This window comes from Dyella sp. PARNA 12/25 (genome assembly GCF_055702865.1).
Genome location: NZ_JBVQCI010000004.1, coordinates 106,603 through 124,587, shown reverse-complemented (window position 1 = coordinate 124,587; position 17,985 = coordinate 106,603). Strand labels below are relative to the sequence as shown.

Annotated in this window: 20 protein-coding genes and 1 tRNA gene; 12 read left to right on the top strand and 9 right to left on the bottom strand. The window is 62.6% G+C overall.

All coding sequences use genetic code 11. The features are described from left to right. Window positions 1-87: 87 nt before the first annotated feature. The 3 genes from flgM (at window position 88) to AC0GUR_RS10895 (ending at window position 2,204) form a co-directional block, all read left to right on the top strand. Window positions 88-408, top strand: coding sequence for a flagellar biosynthesis anti-sigma factor FlgM (gene flgM, locus AC0GUR_RS10905; protein WP_472877502.1), 321 nt, complete (start codon window positions 88-90; stop codon window positions 406-408). After that, a complete protein-coding gene (locus AC0GUR_RS10900) occupies window positions 405-851 on the top strand; it encodes a flagella synthesis protein FlgN (RefSeq protein WP_472877501.1) in 447 nt (148 codons plus the stop codon). The genes flgM and AC0GUR_RS10900 overlap by 4 nt, the downstream gene beginning before the upstream one ends. A 93-nt stretch (window positions 852-944) precedes the next feature. Further along, on the top strand, window positions 945-2,204 hold the full coding sequence (locus AC0GUR_RS10895; RefSeq protein WP_472877500.1) for an EAL and HDOD domain-containing protein: 1,260 nt from the start codon (window positions 945-947) through the stop codon (window positions 2,202-2,204). A 1,002-nt stretch (window positions 2,205-3,206) separates the two neighbouring features. Here the strand turns inward: AC0GUR_RS10895 and AC0GUR_RS10890 are convergent. The 7 genes from AC0GUR_RS10890 to rsmD all read right to left on the bottom strand — a co-directional run bounded on the left by AC0GUR_RS10890 (window position 3,207) and on the right by rsmD (window position 9,359). Then, window positions 3,207-4,223: a TMEM43 family protein gene (locus AC0GUR_RS10890; protein ID WP_472877499.1), complete on the bottom strand. Its 1,017-nt coding sequence runs from the start codon at window positions 4,221-4,223 to the stop codon at window positions 3,207-3,209. 30 nt (window positions 4,224-4,253) lie between these two features. Next, window positions 4,254-5,096: an MBL fold metallo-hydrolase gene (locus AC0GUR_RS10885; RefSeq protein WP_472877498.1), complete on the bottom strand. Its 843-nt coding sequence runs from the start codon at window positions 5,094-5,096 to the stop codon at window positions 4,254-4,256. A gap of 2 nt (window positions 5,097-5,098) precedes the next feature. Beyond that, the gene (ggt, locus tag AC0GUR_RS10880; protein WP_472877497.1) at window positions 5,099-6,823 is read right to left on the bottom strand and encodes a gamma-glutamyltransferase; all 1,725 of its coding nucleotides are present in this window, start codon (window positions 6,821-6,823) and stop codon (window positions 5,099-5,101) included. Beyond that, complete coding sequence (locus AC0GUR_RS10875) at window positions 6,820-7,080, bottom strand: YfhL family 4Fe-4S dicluster ferredoxin (protein ID WP_472877496.1); 261 nt, start codon at window positions 7,078-7,080, stop codon at window positions 6,820-6,822. Before AC0GUR_RS10875 ends, ggt begins: the two co-directional genes overlap by 4 nt. A gap of 150 nt (window positions 7,081-7,230) precedes the next feature. Beyond that, window positions 7,231-7,731, bottom strand: coding sequence for a hypothetical protein (locus AC0GUR_RS10870; RefSeq protein ID WP_472877678.1), 501 nt, complete (start codon window positions 7,729-7,731; stop codon window positions 7,231-7,233). A gap of 443 nt (window positions 7,732-8,174) precedes the next feature. Next, entirely contained in the window at window positions 8,175-8,696 is a 522-nt protein-coding gene (coaD, locus tag AC0GUR_RS10865) for a pantetheine-phosphate adenylyltransferase (RefSeq protein WP_472877495.1), read from the bottom strand. A gap of 93 nt (window positions 8,697-8,789) precedes the next feature. Beyond that, window positions 8,790-9,359 carry a 16S rRNA (guanine(966)-N(2))-methyltransferase RsmD gene (rsmD, locus tag AC0GUR_RS10860; RefSeq protein WP_472877494.1) on the bottom strand — a complete coding sequence of 190 codons (570 nt, stop codon included), beginning with the start codon at window positions 9,357-9,359 and terminating at the stop codon, window positions 8,790-8,792. Window positions 9,360-9,433: 74 nt separating this feature from the next. Here rsmD and ftsY point away from each other — a divergent pair, with 74 nt between their 5' ends. From ftsY to AC0GUR_RS10820, 8 genes are all read left to right on the top strand, one after another. Next, window positions 9,434-10,582, top strand: coding sequence for a signal recognition particle-docking protein FtsY (gene ftsY / locus AC0GUR_RS10855; RefSeq protein ID WP_472877493.1), 1,149 nt, complete (start codon window positions 9,434-9,436; stop codon window positions 10,580-10,582). 13 nt (window positions 10,583-10,595) lie between these two features. Continuing rightward, window positions 10,596-11,693 (top strand): AsmA family protein, encoded by a 1,098-nt coding sequence (locus AC0GUR_RS10850; RefSeq protein WP_472877492.1) that lies wholly within the window; start codon window positions 10,596-10,598, stop codon window positions 11,691-11,693. After that, window positions 11,690-12,721 carry an A/G-specific adenine glycosylase gene (gene mutY / locus AC0GUR_RS10845; RefSeq protein WP_472877491.1) on the top strand — a complete coding sequence of 344 codons (1,032 nt, stop codon included), beginning with the start codon at window positions 11,690-11,692 and terminating at the stop codon, window positions 12,719-12,721. Before AC0GUR_RS10850 ends, mutY begins: the two co-directional genes overlap by 4 nt. Before the next feature lie 24 nt (window positions 12,722-12,745). Further along, window positions 12,746-13,024, top strand: a complete 279-nt coding sequence (locus tag AC0GUR_RS10840; protein ID WP_472877490.1) for an oxidative damage protection protein — start codon at window positions 12,746-12,748, stop codon at window positions 13,022-13,024. A gap of 69 nt (window positions 13,025-13,093) precedes the next feature. Further along, window positions 13,094-13,169, top strand: a tRNA-Phe gene (locus AC0GUR_RS10835). A gap of 195 nt (window positions 13,170-13,364) precedes the next feature. Further along, window positions 13,365-13,661 carry a HigA family addiction module antitoxin gene (locus tag AC0GUR_RS10830; RefSeq protein ID WP_472877489.1) on the top strand — a complete coding sequence of 99 codons (297 nt, stop codon included), beginning with the start codon at window positions 13,365-13,367 and terminating at the stop codon, window positions 13,659-13,661. Window positions 13,662-13,782: 121 nt separating this feature from the next. After that, complete coding sequence (locus tag AC0GUR_RS10825) at window positions 13,783-14,445, top strand: phytanoyl-CoA dioxygenase family protein (RefSeq protein ID WP_472877488.1); 663 nt, start codon at window positions 13,783-13,785, stop codon at window positions 14,443-14,445. 276 nt (window positions 14,446-14,721) lie between these two features. Beyond that, the gene (locus AC0GUR_RS10820) at window positions 14,722-16,032 is read left to right on the top strand and encodes a class I SAM-dependent methyltransferase (RefSeq protein ID WP_472877487.1); all 1,311 of its coding nucleotides are present in this window, start codon (window positions 14,722-14,724) and stop codon (window positions 16,030-16,032) included. 92 nt (window positions 16,033-16,124) lie between these two features. Here the strand turns inward: AC0GUR_RS10820 and AC0GUR_RS10815 are convergent, their stop codons facing one another. Then, window positions 16,125-17,165: an SOS response-associated peptidase family protein gene (locus AC0GUR_RS10815; RefSeq protein ID WP_472877486.1), complete on the bottom strand. Its 1,041-nt coding sequence runs from the start codon at window positions 17,163-17,165 to the stop codon at window positions 16,125-16,127. A gap of 11 nt (window positions 17,166-17,176) precedes the next feature. After that, on the bottom strand, window positions 17,177-17,389 hold the full coding sequence (locus AC0GUR_RS10810) for a hypothetical protein (RefSeq protein WP_472877485.1): 213 nt from the start codon (window positions 17,387-17,389) through the stop codon (window positions 17,177-17,179). Between the two features lie 206 nt (window positions 17,390-17,595). Here AC0GUR_RS10810 and AC0GUR_RS10805 point away from each other — a divergent pair, with 206 nt between their 5' ends. Further along, the gene (locus tag AC0GUR_RS10805) at window positions 17,596-17,937 is read left to right on the top strand and encodes an ArsR/SmtB family transcription factor (RefSeq protein ID WP_472877484.1); all 342 of its coding nucleotides are present in this window, start codon (window positions 17,596-17,598) and stop codon (window positions 17,935-17,937) included. Window positions 17,938-17,985 lie beyond the last annotated feature (48 nt).

Here is a 17,985-nt window from a genome sequence, read left to right as displayed (position 1 = left end):
TTGCGACCCTACGTAACATTAAAGTTTGCGGCCTGACGGCCGATGCTGTTGGCAACAGGGCCAAAACCGCTTCAGAGAACGGACCCCATGAACACCACCATATTCAACAACGGCTTGCCCAAACTTCCCCAGGCCCCCAGCGGCCAGGGCAGTTCGACGCAGAACGCGACCGGCGCCGCCGGCAGCGAAGCCACGGCTAGCACCACAGGTTCGGATGACCGCGTGCAACTGACCGATTCCGCTCGCGCATTGCAGGAAGCCTCCCGTGCCGGCCATGGCGCCGAGATCGACACCAAGAAGGTGGCGCAGATTCGTCAGGCATTGGCTAACGGCACCTACCAGGTCGACGCCGGCCGCATTGCCGACCGCATGCTCGCGCTCGAAAACCAGCTCAACAACAAGCCATGAACTCCGCCCTGCAAGCCGAACTGGACCATGCCCTGACGGCTGCGGTCGAGGAGATGCGGCTCGCAGTGGAGCAACTGACGGATGCGCTTCAAACCGAGCGCACCGCCCTGGAAACCGCCGACGTCGAAGCGCTCAACCACACGGGCGCCAGTAAGCACGCATTGATGCTGCGGCTGGAACAGCTCGACGGCGAGCGCGTGCAACTGAGCCAGGGCGCCCCTGACGCCAGCCGCACGCTGGCGCCGAAGTGGCAAGAAGTTCTGCAGTCGCTGCGTGCCTGCCAACAGCTCAACCAGCGCAACGGCTACCTGGTCGGTATCCGCCTGCAGCAGGTGCGCAAGGCGCTGGCGGTACTCACCGGCAACGACACCGAAGCAAGCGTGTACGGCCGCGGAGGCGAACTGCACACCAGCTTGCGCTCGCAATCCCTGGCCGAAGCGTAAGAACCATGATGCGCGCGCCCCCTACGAAATCGCGCGCTCGCCTGTCGGCAGCGCCCGCTGCCCTTTCCCACTAAACGATCACATCGAGTGACCATGAGCGAAGCCGCGGCCATCCCCTCTGCCCACGACGCATCCGCTGCAGCCAGCGATCACCCGCTGCCGGTCATCCGTCTGCCCATGCTGGACACCAAGCGCGAACTGTTCGCGTACGAAATCGTGTTCCAGAACGACGCCGAGGATGAGGCCGCACTGATGCGCCGCGCCCTGGCCACCATCACCGACGGCGCGCTCGCGCGCCTGGTGCGTGGCAACCGCACCTTTCTGCGGCTGACGCGCGAACTGTTGATGGAAGAAACCGATGTGCTGCAGCACCAGCCGCGTTTCGGCGTGCTGCTGAAGCCGGAAGCTGCGGCGGATCCTGCACTGGTAGAGCGCCTCGCGCGCATGGCGCAGCGTGGCTGCCCGTTGATGCTCGATGCCGGCGACACACCGCTGGAATACAACGCCGCGGTCGAGCCGCTGCTCAAGTTCGTGCAGTTCGTACGACTGGACGCCAGCAAACTCGACGCAGCCACCCTGCGCTCGCGCAGTGAATACCTGCACGGCCGCGGCACCCATGTGATTGTTGGCCAGGTCGACGACCACGCCACCTACCACCGCTGCGAAGAGCTGCCGGTGCACGCCATCCAGGGCCGCTTCCTGCTCAAGCCCGAGCCGGTGGAAGTACCCGTGCTCACCGCCAACCGCCTGAACCTGCTGCGCCTGATGAAAGCACTGCAGGACGGCAACCCCGGCCCGGTGGAACTGGGACAAATCGTGCGCGACGACGCCATCCTCAGCTACAAGCTGCTGGGCTGCGTGAACTCCGCCTACTTCGCATTGCCGCGCCAGCTCAAATCCGTGCAACAGGCTGCGATCTTCTTTGGCGCCGCGCGCATCCGCAACTGGATCTACACCATGGCGCTCAGCGGCATGGGGGATCGCCCGCCCGAACTCCTGCGCGCCGCACTCATCCGCGCGCACATGTGCGAAAAGCTTGCCCAGCACATGCCCGCCGAACAACGCGAAATGGCCTTCACCGCCGGCCTGTTCTCATTGCTCGATACCTTGATGGAAGCACCAATGGATTTCGTGCTGTGGCATTTGCCGCTGGCACGCGAGATCAGTGGTGCGCTGCTGGAAAACACCGGCCCGTTTGCCCCACTGCTGGAACAGATTCGTGCGTGGGAAGCGGGTGATCTGCGTGGCGGTGAAGTGCAGCCACAGGTGATTCGTCGCATGGCGGCGGTTTATCTAGAGGCGACGCAGTGGGCGGATCATGTTTACGCGTTTGCGGATCAGCGGCCGAATTGAGTTGGCCCTTTGCACCCTCTCCCCTTAGGGGGAGAGCGTTGTGGCATTGCCACCTTCACGGTGGTGACGGGCGGGTGCTCGACTCACCGTTTCATTAGAACCGTCACCCTGGCGCAGGTCGGGGGCCAGTGATTTTGCGCTCGGTTGTCGCAATACGGCGACCCGGCTCGCCTACGGCGGGCTTCCGACGATCTGCCGATCGCCGGGTCACTTTTCTTTGCTTGCCCAAAGTCCCACGGGGATTAGCTTCGCGTCAAAAGTTACCAAAAGAAAGAGCACCCCCGCTTGGCGCTTGCCGGGCAAAAAGCCCGGCCGCCCCTCACCGCCGCACAGGGGGCCCGACGATCAAAAACGAAAAGCCCAGAGCCAACGCCACCCTGTAGGAGCGCGCTGGCGCGCGACCGCAGAGCGTTGTCATTACCTCATGGGGTGTTTTCGCGTGTCCGAACCTTTGCGCTGGAACCTCACGTTGCGGTCGCGCACAAGTGCGCTCCTACAGAAATGCCGGGACGCCATGTCGCAAAGCGAGCCGCCGCTTTAAGCCCTCTTGGTATCGACGCGTTGCGGGGTAGCCGCGGTGTGGCGGCGCTGCGCCTGTCGCAATCCGGGCTCCGGAACCTTCAGTGCTTGTATTCCACGCCATGCAGAGCACCTCTGCGCTATGGCGCGTTGCGGTTTAGCCGTACCGTGTGTCGGATGGATCGTGCGGTGCCGATTATCGAAGCCTTCAAGGCTTGTATTCCACACGACGCTACGAGAGCTCTATAGGCCATTTTCTTTGGGTTACTTTTCTTTTGGGCCAGCAAAAGAAAAGTGACTCGGCCTTCGGCAGAAGGTCGAAACGCCCGCCGCGTAGGCGGCACGCTGGCGGAGACGCTGGATCAAAGGCGAAAGTCACTGGATCCCGGCCTGCGCCGGGATGACGGTGAGGGGAACACGCCTTATCGGGAGCACCCGCCCCTCACCTCGACCCTCCCCCGGAGGAGAGAGGGCGCAAAAGCATCACCCAGCGGTAGCACGAATCCGCCAAACCGCCACCGCCATCCCCAGCAGCGCCACCCCAAACCAAATCGCACCCGCCGCCATATCCGTCCCCAACCACAACACACAAGCCACCGCCGCCACCAACAACGCCCCCGCCCCTGAGGCCAGCAGCAAGTCGTGATGCGTACGCGACCGCTCCGGCAGCAGCAACAAGGCACCACATGCGGCGAGCAACAACGCGGCGATACGGCGCAGCCAGACGAACGACGGCGGCGCCGGCACGTCAGGCACCACATCCACCAACGAGCGCTCACCCGTCTGCACGTCGTAACCCTTGCCGTCGGCCGCATGCGCCGCCGGCACCAATTCATCGCCGTTGATCTGCGCGAAGACCGTAACGACCTGCACGGGTACCGTTTCCCAACTCACCCGCAAGTCACCCAGGCGCGGCTGATCCGGGTGGGAACTAGTGGTCAGATACTGATCGTGCAACGCAAAACTCGCGGCGAGATTGGAGGGCACGGACTTCAAGTCCGGCGTCACGACATCGTTGCCGGGAAGCGCGTGCAGCACCGTCGGCGACAAGGCATAACCGCCCACACGCACCTGGCCCGCATCGAATTGCTTGCCTTCGATTGGGAAACGTTCCGGGTTGGTATGTCCTGAGGGCTGCGCGAAGCGACGCGAGTCGACCGGACGGTCCACCCAGTCCTGTTCGTAGTGCACGTCGCCGCCCACGCGTATCTCACGCCACTGGAACATCTCCACACGGCGAATCAACACCGGCACCTTCGCTCGCTGGCCGAAGTCCGGATCGTAGGGCTCTTCCACCACCCTCACCGGACCCGCCACGCGCACGAGATAGCCGTGCTGGGCCATGTCCGGCGACTCACCCGAGCCCACGTCCAGAATCTGCCCGCCGTGTCGGTCTGAGGCATGCCGGTTATCAAGCAGCCCCTGCTCGGTCATGGCCACCAGGCCCGCGCCGCTCAGCAGCAACAGTGCCCCCAGCACGCGTCGTATCCACTGCTGCATGTCGATCCCCCTGCCCTCTGTCCGCGAAGCTCAGCCTCGCAGCTCGCGTTGTTCGCCTGCTGTGCCATAACGGCCACGTTCGTCACGCACCACACTCGCCACGGCGCAATCGTGATCGTGCGTGAAGAACAACTGCACGTTGCGCGCCAGTTTGTCTTCCAGGAAGGCGCGCTTCTCGTCGATCAGCGTTTCGGGATAACGGTCATAGCCCATGGTGATGGGCAGGTGTACCCAGAAGCGCCCCGGAATGAGGTCGGCACAAAACACCACGCCACCGACTTCCGCCAGCATCAAGCCCGGCGTATGGCCGTCTGAATAGCTGAATCGAACCGCCTCACCGAGCGTGCGCGAGTGCTCGCCTTCCACCAGCTCCAACCGCCCACTCGCTTCAAGTAGCGACTGCAATTCGGGCACGAACGATGCACGATCACGCGGATGCGGCTTGAGCGCGCGACGCCAATGTTCAGCGCCGACGAGATAGGTCGCGTTGGGAAACAGCAAGCGCGGTGGTTGCCCTTCTTCCCACGCGGCAAGCAAGCCGCCGGCATGGTCGAAATGCAGATGCGACAGCACCACGGCGTCGATATCTTCGTGCGTAAGGCCGATCTGAGCCAGCGAATCGAGCAGCACGTGGCGATCTTCCACCACGCCATAACGTTCGCGCAGCGCCGGCTCGAAGAACGCGCCGATGCCGGTTTCGAACAGCACGTTACGGCCGTCCAGATCCTTCACCAGCAGGCAGCGGCATGCCAGCGGAATGCGATTCTCCGCATCCGGTGCAATCCAGCGGGACCACAACGCTTTCGGCGCGTTGCCAAACATGGCACCGCCATCAAGTTGCTGGGAGTTTCCAATCAGCGACCACATTTGCATCGTTACTGCACCTTGCCCAGGCCCGACTCGCGGCGCGGATCACTCGCCGCATCGAGCTTGTTCGCTTTCAGATCCCACGTGACCACGTTCATGAAGCCCCACGGGTTGCGCTCCCTCAGCGTGTGGCCCATGCGGGTCAGTGCCTCGGCCGTCTTCGCGTCGAACACCCCCGGCTCCATATCCACGCGGTCCGGCATGTACTGATGATGGAAGCGCTTCTGCGCCACGACACCCGCTGCATCCTTGCCATCGATGAAGGCAAGCACGCCCTGCAGTACCTGCGTGATGATGGTGGAGCCGCCGGGTGAACCGATCACACCAACGCGATCCGGGCCGAACACGATGGTCGGCGTCATCGACGACAGCATGCGCTTGCCCGGTGCGGGTGCGTTGGCCGCACTGCCCAGCAGGCCGTACACGTTGGGCTTGTTCGGCACCAACGCGAAGTCGTCCATCTCGTCATTGAGCAGCACGCCGGTGCCGGCGGCGACGAAGGTGGAGCCCATGGTGTAGTTCACCGTGAGCGTGATCGAGGCGATGTTGCCGTCCTTGTCGATCACCGAGAAATGCGTGGTGTGCATGCCCGGATCAACACCGATGCTGACCGGCAGCATCGACGAAGGCGTGGCCTTGTCCGGCAGGATGGTCATGCGCAGACCCGCCGCGTAGTAGGGCGACAGCAACATGTCCAGCGGCATCTTCACGAAGTCCGGGTCGCCAAGGTAGTCGTTATGGTCCCGGAACGCGCGACGCATGGCTTCGATGACCAGATGCGTGCGATGCGCATCATCCAGCTTGGTGAGGTCGAAGCCCGACAGGATGTTGAGGATCTGGGCCACCGCCACACCGCCCGATGAAGCCGGCGGCGCGGTGACCACGCGATAGCCGCGGTAGTCCACCGTGATGGGCGTGCGCTCCTTCACCTGGTAGCTCTCCAGATCCTTTGCGGTCCAGTTGCCACCGGCGGCACGCACGGCGTCCACCAGCTGCTTGCCGGTTGCCCCGCGGTAGAAACCGTCGAAGCCATGCTCGCCGAGCAGTTCCAGCGTGCGGGCCTGATCCGGATCGCGCCACACCTCGCCTGCCGTAGGCAGCTTGTCACCCGGCAGGTACTTGGCCACCGAGGCCGGCCAGCGACGAATCTCCTGCTCGCGCTCGGTAATGGCATTGATGAAGCGGCCATCCGGTTTGAAGCCATCACGCGCAATGCGGATGGCAGGCGCCAGCGACTCCTTCAACGGCAGCCGGCCGTAATGCGCGGCCAGCCACACCAGGCCGGCGGGCTCACCGGGAATGCCAGCCGACAACGGGCCGTTGAGGGCGTTGTCGCGATTGGGTGAGCCGTCTTTGTTGATGTAGTCGTCCAGGTTCACCGCTGCCGGTGCGGTCTCGCGCGCGTCGATAAACACCTCGTGCCCGTCGGCACGATGGATAACCGCCATGAAGCCGCCGCCGATGCCCGAGCTTTCGGGCTCCACGATGGAAAGCGTGGACGCTACTGCAATGGCCGCATCAAACGCATTGCCGCCCTTGGCCAGTACTTCCAGGCCTGCATCCGTCGCGTGGAAGTTGGCGCTGGCAATGCCGGCATGGCCGGGACGCTGCGCGATGACATGCGTGGCAGGGGTGGTGGCGGAAGGGGCGGACGGGCGGCTGTCGGCGTAAGCGACGCTGGAGGAAACGAGCAGAGCCAGCAGCGTCACACGCCAGTTCAACAAGTGCTTCATCCGTTTTCCTTTGCGGCCATCAGGTGTCGGTACTTCAGGTCGAGCTGGTCATGCGTTTCGGTGTGCTCGGGGTCGATGATGATGCACTCGACCGGGCAGACCTCAATGCACTGCGGCACGTCGTAGTGACCGATGCACTCGGTGCACAGCGACGGATCGATCACGTAGTACTCCTCGCCCAGCGAGATGGCCTTGTTGGGGCAAACCGGTTCACAAACGTCGCAGTTGACGCAGGTATCAAGGATTTTCAGAGACATCGCGCAAGTTTACATGCAGGGGGCCCCCGGCGTGCCCTGACCCGCCGCAGAAAACCGCCTCCACCGCCCTCAAAAAGCCAAGAAAGAGCCAAGAAAAAGCCCGCGGCACTCACGTGCCGCGGGCTCGGTAACACTCCGGAAAACCGGAACTTACATGTTCACGTAACGCACGGTGGCACCGGTCGGCTGCAGCACGGTGCTCACGCGATCCTTGTCGGCAGCGTCGCCGATCACCAGGATGATCACGTCCTTGAACTGGCCCGGCTTGGCGTCCTTGAACGCCTCGGTCACGAAGTCAGCGGTCTTGCCCGAGTTCGGGCCGGCGAACACCAGCATGTTGCCCGGCAGCACGCCACGGGCCACGGTGTCCTGCACATTCTCAAGCTGACGCTGGCGCACGGCGTTGGCGTCGTCGCCCTCACCTGCCGGCACCAGGTACGGGTACGGCTGGGCGGCGGTCATGCCCTGCATGTTCTTCTGGACGATCGAACCAAGGTAGGCATTCCAGGCCTTGGAGTCGTTCGGGTCGGTCGGCTTGGAAACGGCCGGCTGGGCAGCCTGCTGCTCGGAGGACTGCTGCGACTCGTCCTGCTGGTTGCAAGCGGTGAGGCCGGTGATCGCGAGGGCGGCAAGAAGGGCGTACTTGTACATGGTGGTCACCTTGGATGGTGGAATCTGGTTATTGAATCCGTTGGATGACTTGGCCTTCCGGCTGTCACGCGACAGGGCCGGTGGATCGGGATATCGACAAGCCACCATGGCGACGATGCAGCCATGCCAGCCTTGCTACCCCTGATCCGCGGCGAGCGACTGTCCTGTCCGCAGGATGCGAGCGAGCATACACGACGATGGGCTGGCCCGACACGGGCGGACGTGCTGCGGTGCGGGGTGGTGCACTCTTATCGACCGCCGACCGTTAGCCGTGCCTCACCGCGATCAAACCCTCACCGTCATCCCCGCGAAAGCCGGGATCCAGTGCCTTTTGGCGCAGAGGGAAACCGAAAGTCGCTGGATCCCCGCTTTTGCGGGGATGACGGTGAGGTGGAAATGACGGCAAGGCGACAACAGCCGCGCCAAGGAACCGAAGCCGACGCTCAATCCGCCGCGCTATGGCGCTCACGCTGCCAACGCTGCCGCATGGCCTGCTGCACAGCCGGATGCACAAACCCCGAGATATCGCCGCCCAAACGGCCAATTTCGCGCACCAACGTCGACGAGATGAAGCTGTACTGCTCCGCCGGCGTAAGGAACAGCGTCTCAGCCTGCGGAATCAGGTGGCGGTTCATGCTGGCCAGCTGGAATTCGTACTCGAAGTCGGACACCGCGCGCAGGCCACGAATGATCACGCCCGCGCCCACCTCTTCCACGAAGTGGGCGAGCAAACCGTCGAAACCGCGCACTTCCACATTCTTCAGATCCGCCAGGGCCAGCCGCGCCAGCGCGATGCGCTCGTTGAGGCTGAAACCCGGACCCTTGCTGGAGCTTTCGGCCACGGCCACGATGATGCGGTCGAACAGCGGGGCGGCACGCGTTACCAGATCCGCATGACCATTGGTGATGGGGTCGAAGGTGCCCGGGTAGACGGCGAGACGCTTGTTGACCGGCGACTTGTTCACGTGACGGATCACTGGGGGACAGGGGCGGCTAGCTTAGGCCCGTTCGGGGCCTCCGCCTAGCCCGTTTAAATGCTGAAAACCCATACGCCGCCGTCAGGCAGCCGGGGTTATCCGGCGATAGAGCGCGTAACGCACCTCGCCCGCCGTACCTTCTCGATGGACCGACCAGTTGCCCGGCAACGCGAGCACACCAACCTTGGGCGACTCCACGTAGATCCATGCCCCAGGGGTCAGCCAGCCGCCCTGCTCCAGCCGTTGCGCGAGCGGCGTCCACAGGTCCTGCGCAAAGGGAGGATCCAGAAACACCAGGCCATAAGGCTGCGGCGTCCCCTGCAGAAACGCCAGCGCATCGAGCGTGGTCACCTGGCCGCCCTGTGCCTTCAGCCGCAACAGGTTGTCACGCAGGGCCTGCGCCGCCTTGGCGTCGCGCTCCACAAACTGCACGCTGCTGGCGCCACGCGACAGGGCCTCGACGCCCAGCGCCCCGGTGCCGGCACACAAATCCAGGCAGCGGGCACCAGAGATGACCGGCGTCAGCCAGTTGAACAGGGTTTCGCGCACCCGCTCCGCCGTCGGGCGCAGGCCCGGCAGGTCGGGGACATCGAGACGTGAATTACGCAGCTGGCCGCCAATGATGCGGACGCGCCCTGGCGCCGCCCTCATGAAAGGAACAACTCAGCGGTGAGTACAGGTGGGGGTGGTAGCATGCCGTCCATTGTCTTTGAATCGCCGCCTCAATGCTCAAGTTCTGGAAGAAGAAACCCGCCGAAACCGCACCGGGCCAGCCGGCCGCACCTGCGGCTGAGCCCACGCCAGCGGCCGGTTTCGCACACGACACGGATGCCGCTTCACTGGACCACGCCAGCCCCACGCTGGACGAAGCACTGGCCGAAACCCCGCCTCAGCCGGAAGCTCCCGCGGAAGACGAAGCGGTTGAACTCGCCGCCATTGCCGAGGCAGCGGTGCCGGCCAAGCGCAGCTGGCGCGAGCGTCTTTCCGGCAGCGCCTTTGCACGCGGCCTCAACTCGCTGTTCACGCGCCACCCCAAACTCGACGACGACCTGCTGGACGAGCTGGAAACCACGCTCATCACCGCTGACGTCGGCGTCGAAGCCAGCACCGCGCTGGTGGAAGACCTGCGCAAGCGCATGCACAAGCGCGAATTCGCCGATGCCGGCGCCCTGCTCACTGCGCTGCGCCAGTCACTGGTGGCCCAGCTCAAGCCGGTGGAGCAGCCGCTGAGCGTGCATGGCTTCAAGCCCTACGTGATTCTCACCGTGGGCATCAACGGCGTGGGCAAGACCACCACCATCGGCAAGCTGGCGCGTCGCTATCGCGACGATGGCCGCCAGGTGATGCTTGCCGCCGGCGACACCTTCCGCGCCGCCGCAGTGGAACAGCTCAAGACTTGGGGCGCACGCAATAACGTGCCAGTCATTTCCCAGGGTCAGGACGCCGACTCCGCCAGCGTGATCTTCGACGCCCTGCAGGCCGCCCGCTCGCGCAGCGCCGATGTGCTGATTGCCGACACCGCGGGGCGCCTGCACACCCAGGGCGGCCTGATGGACGAACTGGGCAAGATCGCCCGCGTGCTCAAGAAAATCGACACCGAAGCACCGCACGAAGTGTTGATGGTGATCGACGGGACCACCGGCCAGAATGCCGTGAACCAGGTGCGTCAGTTCCGCCAGATCGTCGGCGTCACTGGCCTGGTGGTCACCAAGCTCGATGGCACTGCCAAGGGAGGCGTCGTGTTTGCACTGGCACGCGAGTTTGGCCTGCCCATTCGCTACGTGGGCCTGGGTGAAACCGCCACTGACCTGCGCGTATTCGACGCGGAGGCCTATGTGGACGGCCTGCTCCCAGCCACCCTGGGTCAAGGCTGAGGAGCCGCGCCCGGTGCCGCGCTGGCTCCGCATCACCTTACTCATCGCCAGCAGCACCACGCTGCTGCTGGTAGCGGTTGCACTTATCGCCGTGCACGTGATGCTGCAGCCTGAGCGCATCACCGCCATGCTGCAAAGCCAGGCGCGCAGTGCGGGCCTGGAACTTAGCCTCGCCAGCCCCGCCACACCGGCCTTGTTCCCGCGCCCGGCACTGGAGTTGGAAGGCATCACGCTCAGCGCGCAGAACGCAAACCTGCCGATTCTGCTGGCCTCGCGCGGCACACTCGCGCTGCCGTGGCGCACGCTGTTTCGCGGCGAAACCGTGATCTCCAAGATGCAGATCGACTCGCCACGCGTCGACCTGGACGCACTGCAATCGTGGCTCGACGACCTGCCCTCCGGCCCGGCCACGCCACCGTCGGACATTCCACGCATCGATGCAGGCGTCCACATCACACGTGGCAGCCTCGTACGCGGCAACCAGCTGCTGCTGGGTGACATGGAACTGGAAACCGGCCGACTTGCCGCCGGCCATCGCTTCGTACTCACCGTTTCCGCCAAGGATGCGCGCGACGTACCCACGCAGTTGCGCCTCTCGCTCACCCCGCGCGTCAAGAGCGGCGCGCTGGAGCTGGACGACATCGCCCTGCACTTCACCCATAGCACCACACTGACGCTGCAGCTCGACGGCGACGCACGTTGGCGCGGCGCGGCAGACGCCACGGCCAGCCTCACCGGCAAGCTCGACCACGCAGACACCGGCCAGTACGACACCTCACTCAAGCTGATGCCAGCGGACCAAAGCAGCCCGCTGATGCTGGCGCTGAAACTCGACGGCCCCGACAACCACGCCGACCTGCAGATTCCACCGCTGGCACTTACCAGCTGGTGGGCACAGCTCGATCACGACGACGGCCCGAAACTCTCGGTGCCGCCCGGTAGCGGGCATGCCGAAATCGCCAAGATCGAATCCGGCGACTACACCATCGAAGGTCTCACCATCAGGGCCGGCGCCGATGTGCCCGCGCCTGCCGCCACCGTCGCAGCACCCGCACAACCGACACCGGCCAAGCCCACGCCTGCCAAACCTGCGGCAACGCGCAAGCCATGACACCGTTTGCCCAAGCACTACTGGCCTGGTTTGATCACCACGGCCGCAAAGACCTGCCCTGGCAGCACCCGCGCGATGCGTATCGCGTGTGGCTTTCCGAAGTGATGCTGCAGCAGACGCAGGTGGTTACGGTCATTCCGTACTTCCAGCGTTTTGTCTCGGCACTGCCCACGCTGCGCGATCTCGCCGCCGCCGAAGAAGACACCGTGCTCGCCCTGTGGGCTGGCCTCGGCTACTACCGGCGCGCGCGTTTCCTGCAGCGCGCCGCGCAGATCTGCGTGGAGAAACACGGTGGCGAACTGCCGCGCGATTTCAATGCGCTCGCTGACCTGCCCGGCATCGGCCGCTCCACTGCAGGTGCCATCCTTGCGCAAGCGCACGGGCTGCGTTTTCCCATACTGGACGGCAACGTCAAACGCGTACTCACACGCTATCTCGGCGTGCACGGTTTTCCCGGCCAAAGCGCGGTGGAAAACGTGCTGTGGCAGCACGCCGATGCGTTGATGCCGGCCAAACGCACGGCGGACTACACGCAAGCCATCATGGATCTCGGCGCCACCGTTTGCGTTCGCGCACGGCCGCAGTGCGATACCTGCCCGCTTGCGGAAAGCTGCGTAGCAAAGCGCGACAACCTCACCGCGCAACTGCCCACCACCAAGCCGACCAAGCGCATCCCCACACGCGACACCGTGATGCTGATACTGCGCGACGCCAAGGGCCGCGTGCTGCTCGAGCGACGCGGGCCGCAAGGCGTGTGGTCCGGCCTATGGAGCCTGCCCGAAGCCAGCGACCACGACACCGCATGGCGCACCGCGGAAACGCTGGCGAAGATCGACGACGCGCAGCAGCTGACGCCGTTCGTGCACGTATTCAGCCACTACCGCCTGCAAGTAGAACCGCTGCTATTCGACGCAGCGACGGCACATCGAAAAATCGCCGATAATCCCGGCCTGCGCTGGTGCGATGCCAGCGAACGCGCCACCCTCGGCCTGCCCGCCCCCGTGCGCAGCCTGCTGCAGGACCTTTGAACCACCCATCATGAGCCCCACCGCATGAGTCGCATCGTCCACTGCGCCAAGCTTGGCCAAGACGCCGAAGGCCTCGATTTCGCCCCCTGGCCCGGCCCGCTTGGCCAGCGCATCTACGCTGAAATCTCCAAGCAGGCCTGGCAGCAATGGCTGGCCCACCAGACCATGCTGCTCAACGAATACCGCCTCAACCCGCTCGACCCCAAATCGCGCCAGTTTCTGAGCGAAGAAATGGAGAAATTCCTGTTCGGTGGCGACGTAAAACAGCCCGAAGGCTACGTAGCCCCCGACGCCAAGTCTTGACGCCGAGCCCCACATCCGATTTAATGCACGGCTCCACGCGACGTCATCGACGTTTGCTGGACAAGATTTGGCCGGGTAGCTCAGTTGGTAGAGCAGGGGATTGAAAATCCCCGTGTCGGCGGTTCGATTCCGTCCCCGGCCACCATCGATTCAAAGAAAAAGCCTGCTCGAGAGAGCGGGCTTTTTCTTTGTGTTGCCGTCATGCTGGCAGGTGAGAAAGCGCTGATCCCCTACAGGTACTGGGCGACACATTCTTCCCTGAAGCACCTCCATCCCCTTTACGATTTCATGGCGATGCCTACAACGTTGAAATCGTGGACTACCACTGATGGAGGGCACCATGACCAAAAAGCTTTTACCCCCAGTCCATCCCGGTGAAATACTGCGCGAACAGTTCATGGCCCCCATAGGGCTGTCGAGCAACGCACTTGCACGCGCAATCCACGTCACGCCAGGACGCATCAACGAGATAGTGAACGAGCAACGTGGAATCACCGCGGATACCGCTCTGCGCCTGGCGCGTTACTTCTGCACCGATGTCCAGAGTTGGCTCAAACTGCAGCAGAGCTACGCGCTGGAGTGTGCACGGCGCAACATCGGAAATGGATTGAGCCACATTCACCCTCGGACAGCCTGAGCTTCGGCAAGACAACGGCAGAGAAATGGTGCCAAAACACCTGTCAGAACAGGCGCAGAGTTGACCTTATGAAAATGAACTCAACCCTTGCTTTTGAAATCGTGTGCCTCAGGGAAAAGAAGTGACGTTTCCAAACGATGGCTTCACCATCGTTCCTGACGTGATCTCGCCGGAGGCATGCGATGAGCTGATCCAGGCGATCTCAAGCAGGGATCCACGCAAACCCGGATCACGCGATTTGCTTGGCCAGCAAGTCATTGCGCGCACTGCGGACGTCCTGCATCAGCACCTTCTTGGCCTGGGCCTAATCGGCGAACGACATCGCGCCGTCCAATGCTCCTTGTTTGCCAAAGGAGATGTCGCAAATTGGTCGGTGACGCCGCATCAAGACTTAAGCGTCCCCGTATCCGAGCGTGCCGATATTCACGGTTGGTCAGGATGGTCCAGGAAGGAAAACGTCTGGTTTACCCAGCCCCCTACACCCTTCCTCGAAGACCTTATAGCAGTGCGTCTTCAACTTGATGCGAATGCATCGGAGACGGGGCCGCTAGAAGTTGTTCCAGGGAGCCACGCCAAGGGCAGGCTGGCAAGCGCCGAGGTCAGTCGGCATGCCGGGCACAGGATCAAATGCGTGGTGCCGCGTGGCGGTGTGCTTGTTATGCGGCCATTGCTGATTCACTCTTCCAGCAAGTCGCAGTCTCCGATGCATCGCCGAGTCCTGCACTTTCTTTATGGTCCGCCGTTGCCGGCGGGTTTGTCTTGGGCGTTGCCGGAATCGACCTAAGGCAGTAGTCGCAGCACGTAGGCGCACAATTGGAGGTCAATGTGCTTTCCCACTACAAGAAAAGCACTCTAACCCCTTTTCTACATCTTGTTCGCCGTCTTACTGGTTTGGGGTGCGCCATCCGCTATATGCTGATGCAGTCCGCCTCTGGCTCGAAGCGGATGCCCATACTCCCAGTCAGACGCAATCACCTGAAGCAACCCGTATTCGAGCCAACGTGGCCGCGTCTTTAGGTTCGTACGTCCGCCAACTGATCTGCACGCCAGAGGACAAAGGATGTTCCAGCAATCGATGGCCCTGCTTCGCCGCACCCTGCTGCCACGTACTGACCTATTTCAGAAGGGGCTCGGCTTTGTCTACGGAAAACCCGCCAGCCAAGGTTTTGGAGAGCTCGAATTGCCTGACGGGTTTCGCTGGATTGGTCATAGGGTGCTGTGCTACACCGCAGTCGAGGATCGCCTCTTCCATTCGCCCTACCTCGTGATACGCGCGCTCTCATCAACACCTAGCGCAACGTTGACCGTACGCATCAACGGGCACGTGCTCGCGACCAAGCCTGTTCCGGGCTACGGAAACTACTATTTTGAACTGCCAGCTGCAGTCGTTGAGCAACATCGCGGTCGCAATGTTGAATTGCGGGTATCGACGTCCTGCGGCGATAACACGCCAGCCGTTCACCATGTCGCGCTGTATGACGTGCGCATCATCGATGTCGCCACGGATGACTTTCCGGACCGGTACGTAATGGACGATAAGTTGGCAATCTTTTCTCCGAGGGGTGGAAAGTTCTATGAGGCGCTGTCCAGTTATCCCTTCGATACATCGCACCAGCTGCTGGAGATTGGTTCGGGTGAGGGTCATTTAAGTGCATTGATGGCCGCCTACAGTGGCGCCTCGGTGACAGGCATTGATATCGCGACATATGACGCTGAGGCGCCGATTCCTCCACGGCAGCGACTTGAGGAAGCCTTTCGCCTTCAAAGGACCGTTCTCGAACGTATCCCCCGCCTGGCGCAGCTCGCTGATCCGGAGCACATTCCCAAAGTGATGCGCCGGACGCGCCTTATTACCATGAGCGCGGAGGCGCTAGACTTTAACGACGCCAGTTTCGACTTGGTGTACTCACTGAACGTGATGGAGCACATTCCCCATCCAGACCGGGCGCTGATCGAGATCCACCGCGTGCTTCGCCCAGGCGGCATCGCCCTGTTGCAGTTCTCACCTCTGTACTTCTCGGACAGCGGCTCGCACTTACCAGGGACCGTTGGATTAATGAAGCCATGGGCGCATTTGTTAATGTCGCGCGAGCAAATCAGGCAAGCAATCCTCGATCAGGGAGGCGTCCCGAATGAGGTGGACAATATTCTGGATAGCCTGAACGGCTGGACGCCTAAGGCGTTCGACGATGCGGTCGAGGGCTCCGGGCTCCAAGTGCTCTTTCACGAAGCCCAGCGTGGATTCACTCTCCCAGAGGCGGGAGCATCGGACGAATTCAAGCAGCTGCTCGCCACCTACCCAGAAGAAGACCTGACCACCTACGGCATGACTTGGATATTGCAAAAGCCTCGCCCAATCGGTCAGCCATAAACTGGCAGCGATAGGCGGCCGCAGTCGAAGCATCAGGGTCGGAGTGCACTTTCCTTGATCTGAAGAATGAGGGAAGAGCGCGTCTCCCTCTATCAGAAAAACCTCGGCCTCTCTTCGTTTTCTACAGGTGAATACGACTCATCCCCCCCATCACCGCCCTTCTTCATCAACTCGTGCTGGTAGTACACATCTATCGGGTCATCCAGAATCGCGTACATCGCTGACAGATGACTCGCGTCTGGATCAAGCCAGGCGTCCAGGTTTTCGGGGCGTATGGCGATGATGCATCGGTCATGCCCTGCAGCTTCCACCTCTGCCGGCGGATCGCGGGTAATGGCAGCGAATGAGTAGAAGCCGGAGTGATCGCCCTCTCCTTCAACGTACCGCCACAGACAGGCGAGGAACATGTCCTGCGCGGGTTCGGGTTCGAACTCAACTTCCACTGCGAGGTCGCGTTCACCGGGAACCAGTTCGCGATGCTGCAAGCGATGGAGCGAGATGCTTTCGTAGAAGCGGCTGGCCACGATGACGCCGTGGTTGTGGCCGAAGAGTTGCTTCCAGACGGTGGAGAGTTTGTCGCGGCGTGCGTTGTAGGTGCCGGGTTTCTCGCGCTCCATCTGCTCGGTCCATCCGGGCAGGCGGCAGCGGTAGCGCATGGGTACGATGTGACGCTCGCCTGTCGCGTGGTCGCGGATCAGTACCGGGCAGTAGTGGCCGGGCCAGATGCGGTCGTAGCCGTCGGTTTCTGCGAAGCGACCTAGTTCTTCGAGCTTTTCTTTGGCTGCTTCGATTTTGTTGGTGGCTACGCGCTTGTCGTTCGCTGCGGTTTTGGTCGGCTTGGGCGATGCCAGCACGGCTTCGGCTTTGGCGAGGCGCTCGGTCTGTTTGGCGATCTCTTCTTCAAGCCCCAATGACACGGTGCGATAAGCCGCCAGCGATGCCACCTTGGCTTCTTCTTCGCTTGCATTGCGCGGGTGCATGAAGCCATCGCGCATGCCCTTGGGGATCACCTTGATCCAGTCGCCACTGCGCTTGCGTTCCCAGAACAGCTCTACGTACGCCTTGATATCAAGCTTGCCGCCCAGGCGCTCGTACTTTTGAAAGTCGGACCAGACCTGTGCGGAGTAGCACACGGCACGCTCCTTTACGGAGCCGGCGCCCCGTGGAAGGCCAGCATACTCTCGAGCTTGTCGCAGACCCACTCGTGATCCGCCGGTGGCGCGCCTTCGATGACGGCCTCGGCCTCGCCCGCGAAGGCCGGCCAGAACTCCGCCGGCTCCGGGAAGGTATCCAGCAGATGCGGCAGATAGGCCTCGATGCGATTCAGGGCTTTCTGGAGCTGGGCGCGAGTGGTCATGGCATGACGTTATCGGCACGACATCTCAGGGCATGAGACACCAACCGTAACGGCAGCACCTCCCGGCAAGGCAGAGCTCCATGACAGCTGTACCCGATTGATGTGCCGACCGGGAAAGAATGCGACCTGTCATTGTTCCTTCGGAGCCCCTAAACACCTCAATGGTCGATTTTGCAATAGTTCCTAATTTCTGGAATAGTAGAAATATGAAGATGGATAGCGCCCTCGCCGCCCTTAATGCATTGAGCCACGAAACGAGGCTGGCTGCGTTTCGCCGTTTGGTGAAGGCCGGACCTGCCGGCTTGTCTGTGGGCGAGTTGCGTGACGAACTCGATGTGCCCCCTGCCACGCTGACAGCGCACCTTAATGTGTTGCGCATGGCCTCCATGGTGCAGGACGAGCGCGAAGGACGGGTTATCCGTGTCACGGCAAACTTCGATCAGATGAATGCCTTGCTGACTTATCTCACCGAAAACTGCTGCGCTGACGGGGTCGACTGCAGTCCCGCCCCACTCTGTACGCCACGTCCACGCCGAAGCGCACGATGAACCAAGGGACTCGCAGCGTGTTGTCCTTTTGCCACGAAACCTTCCTCC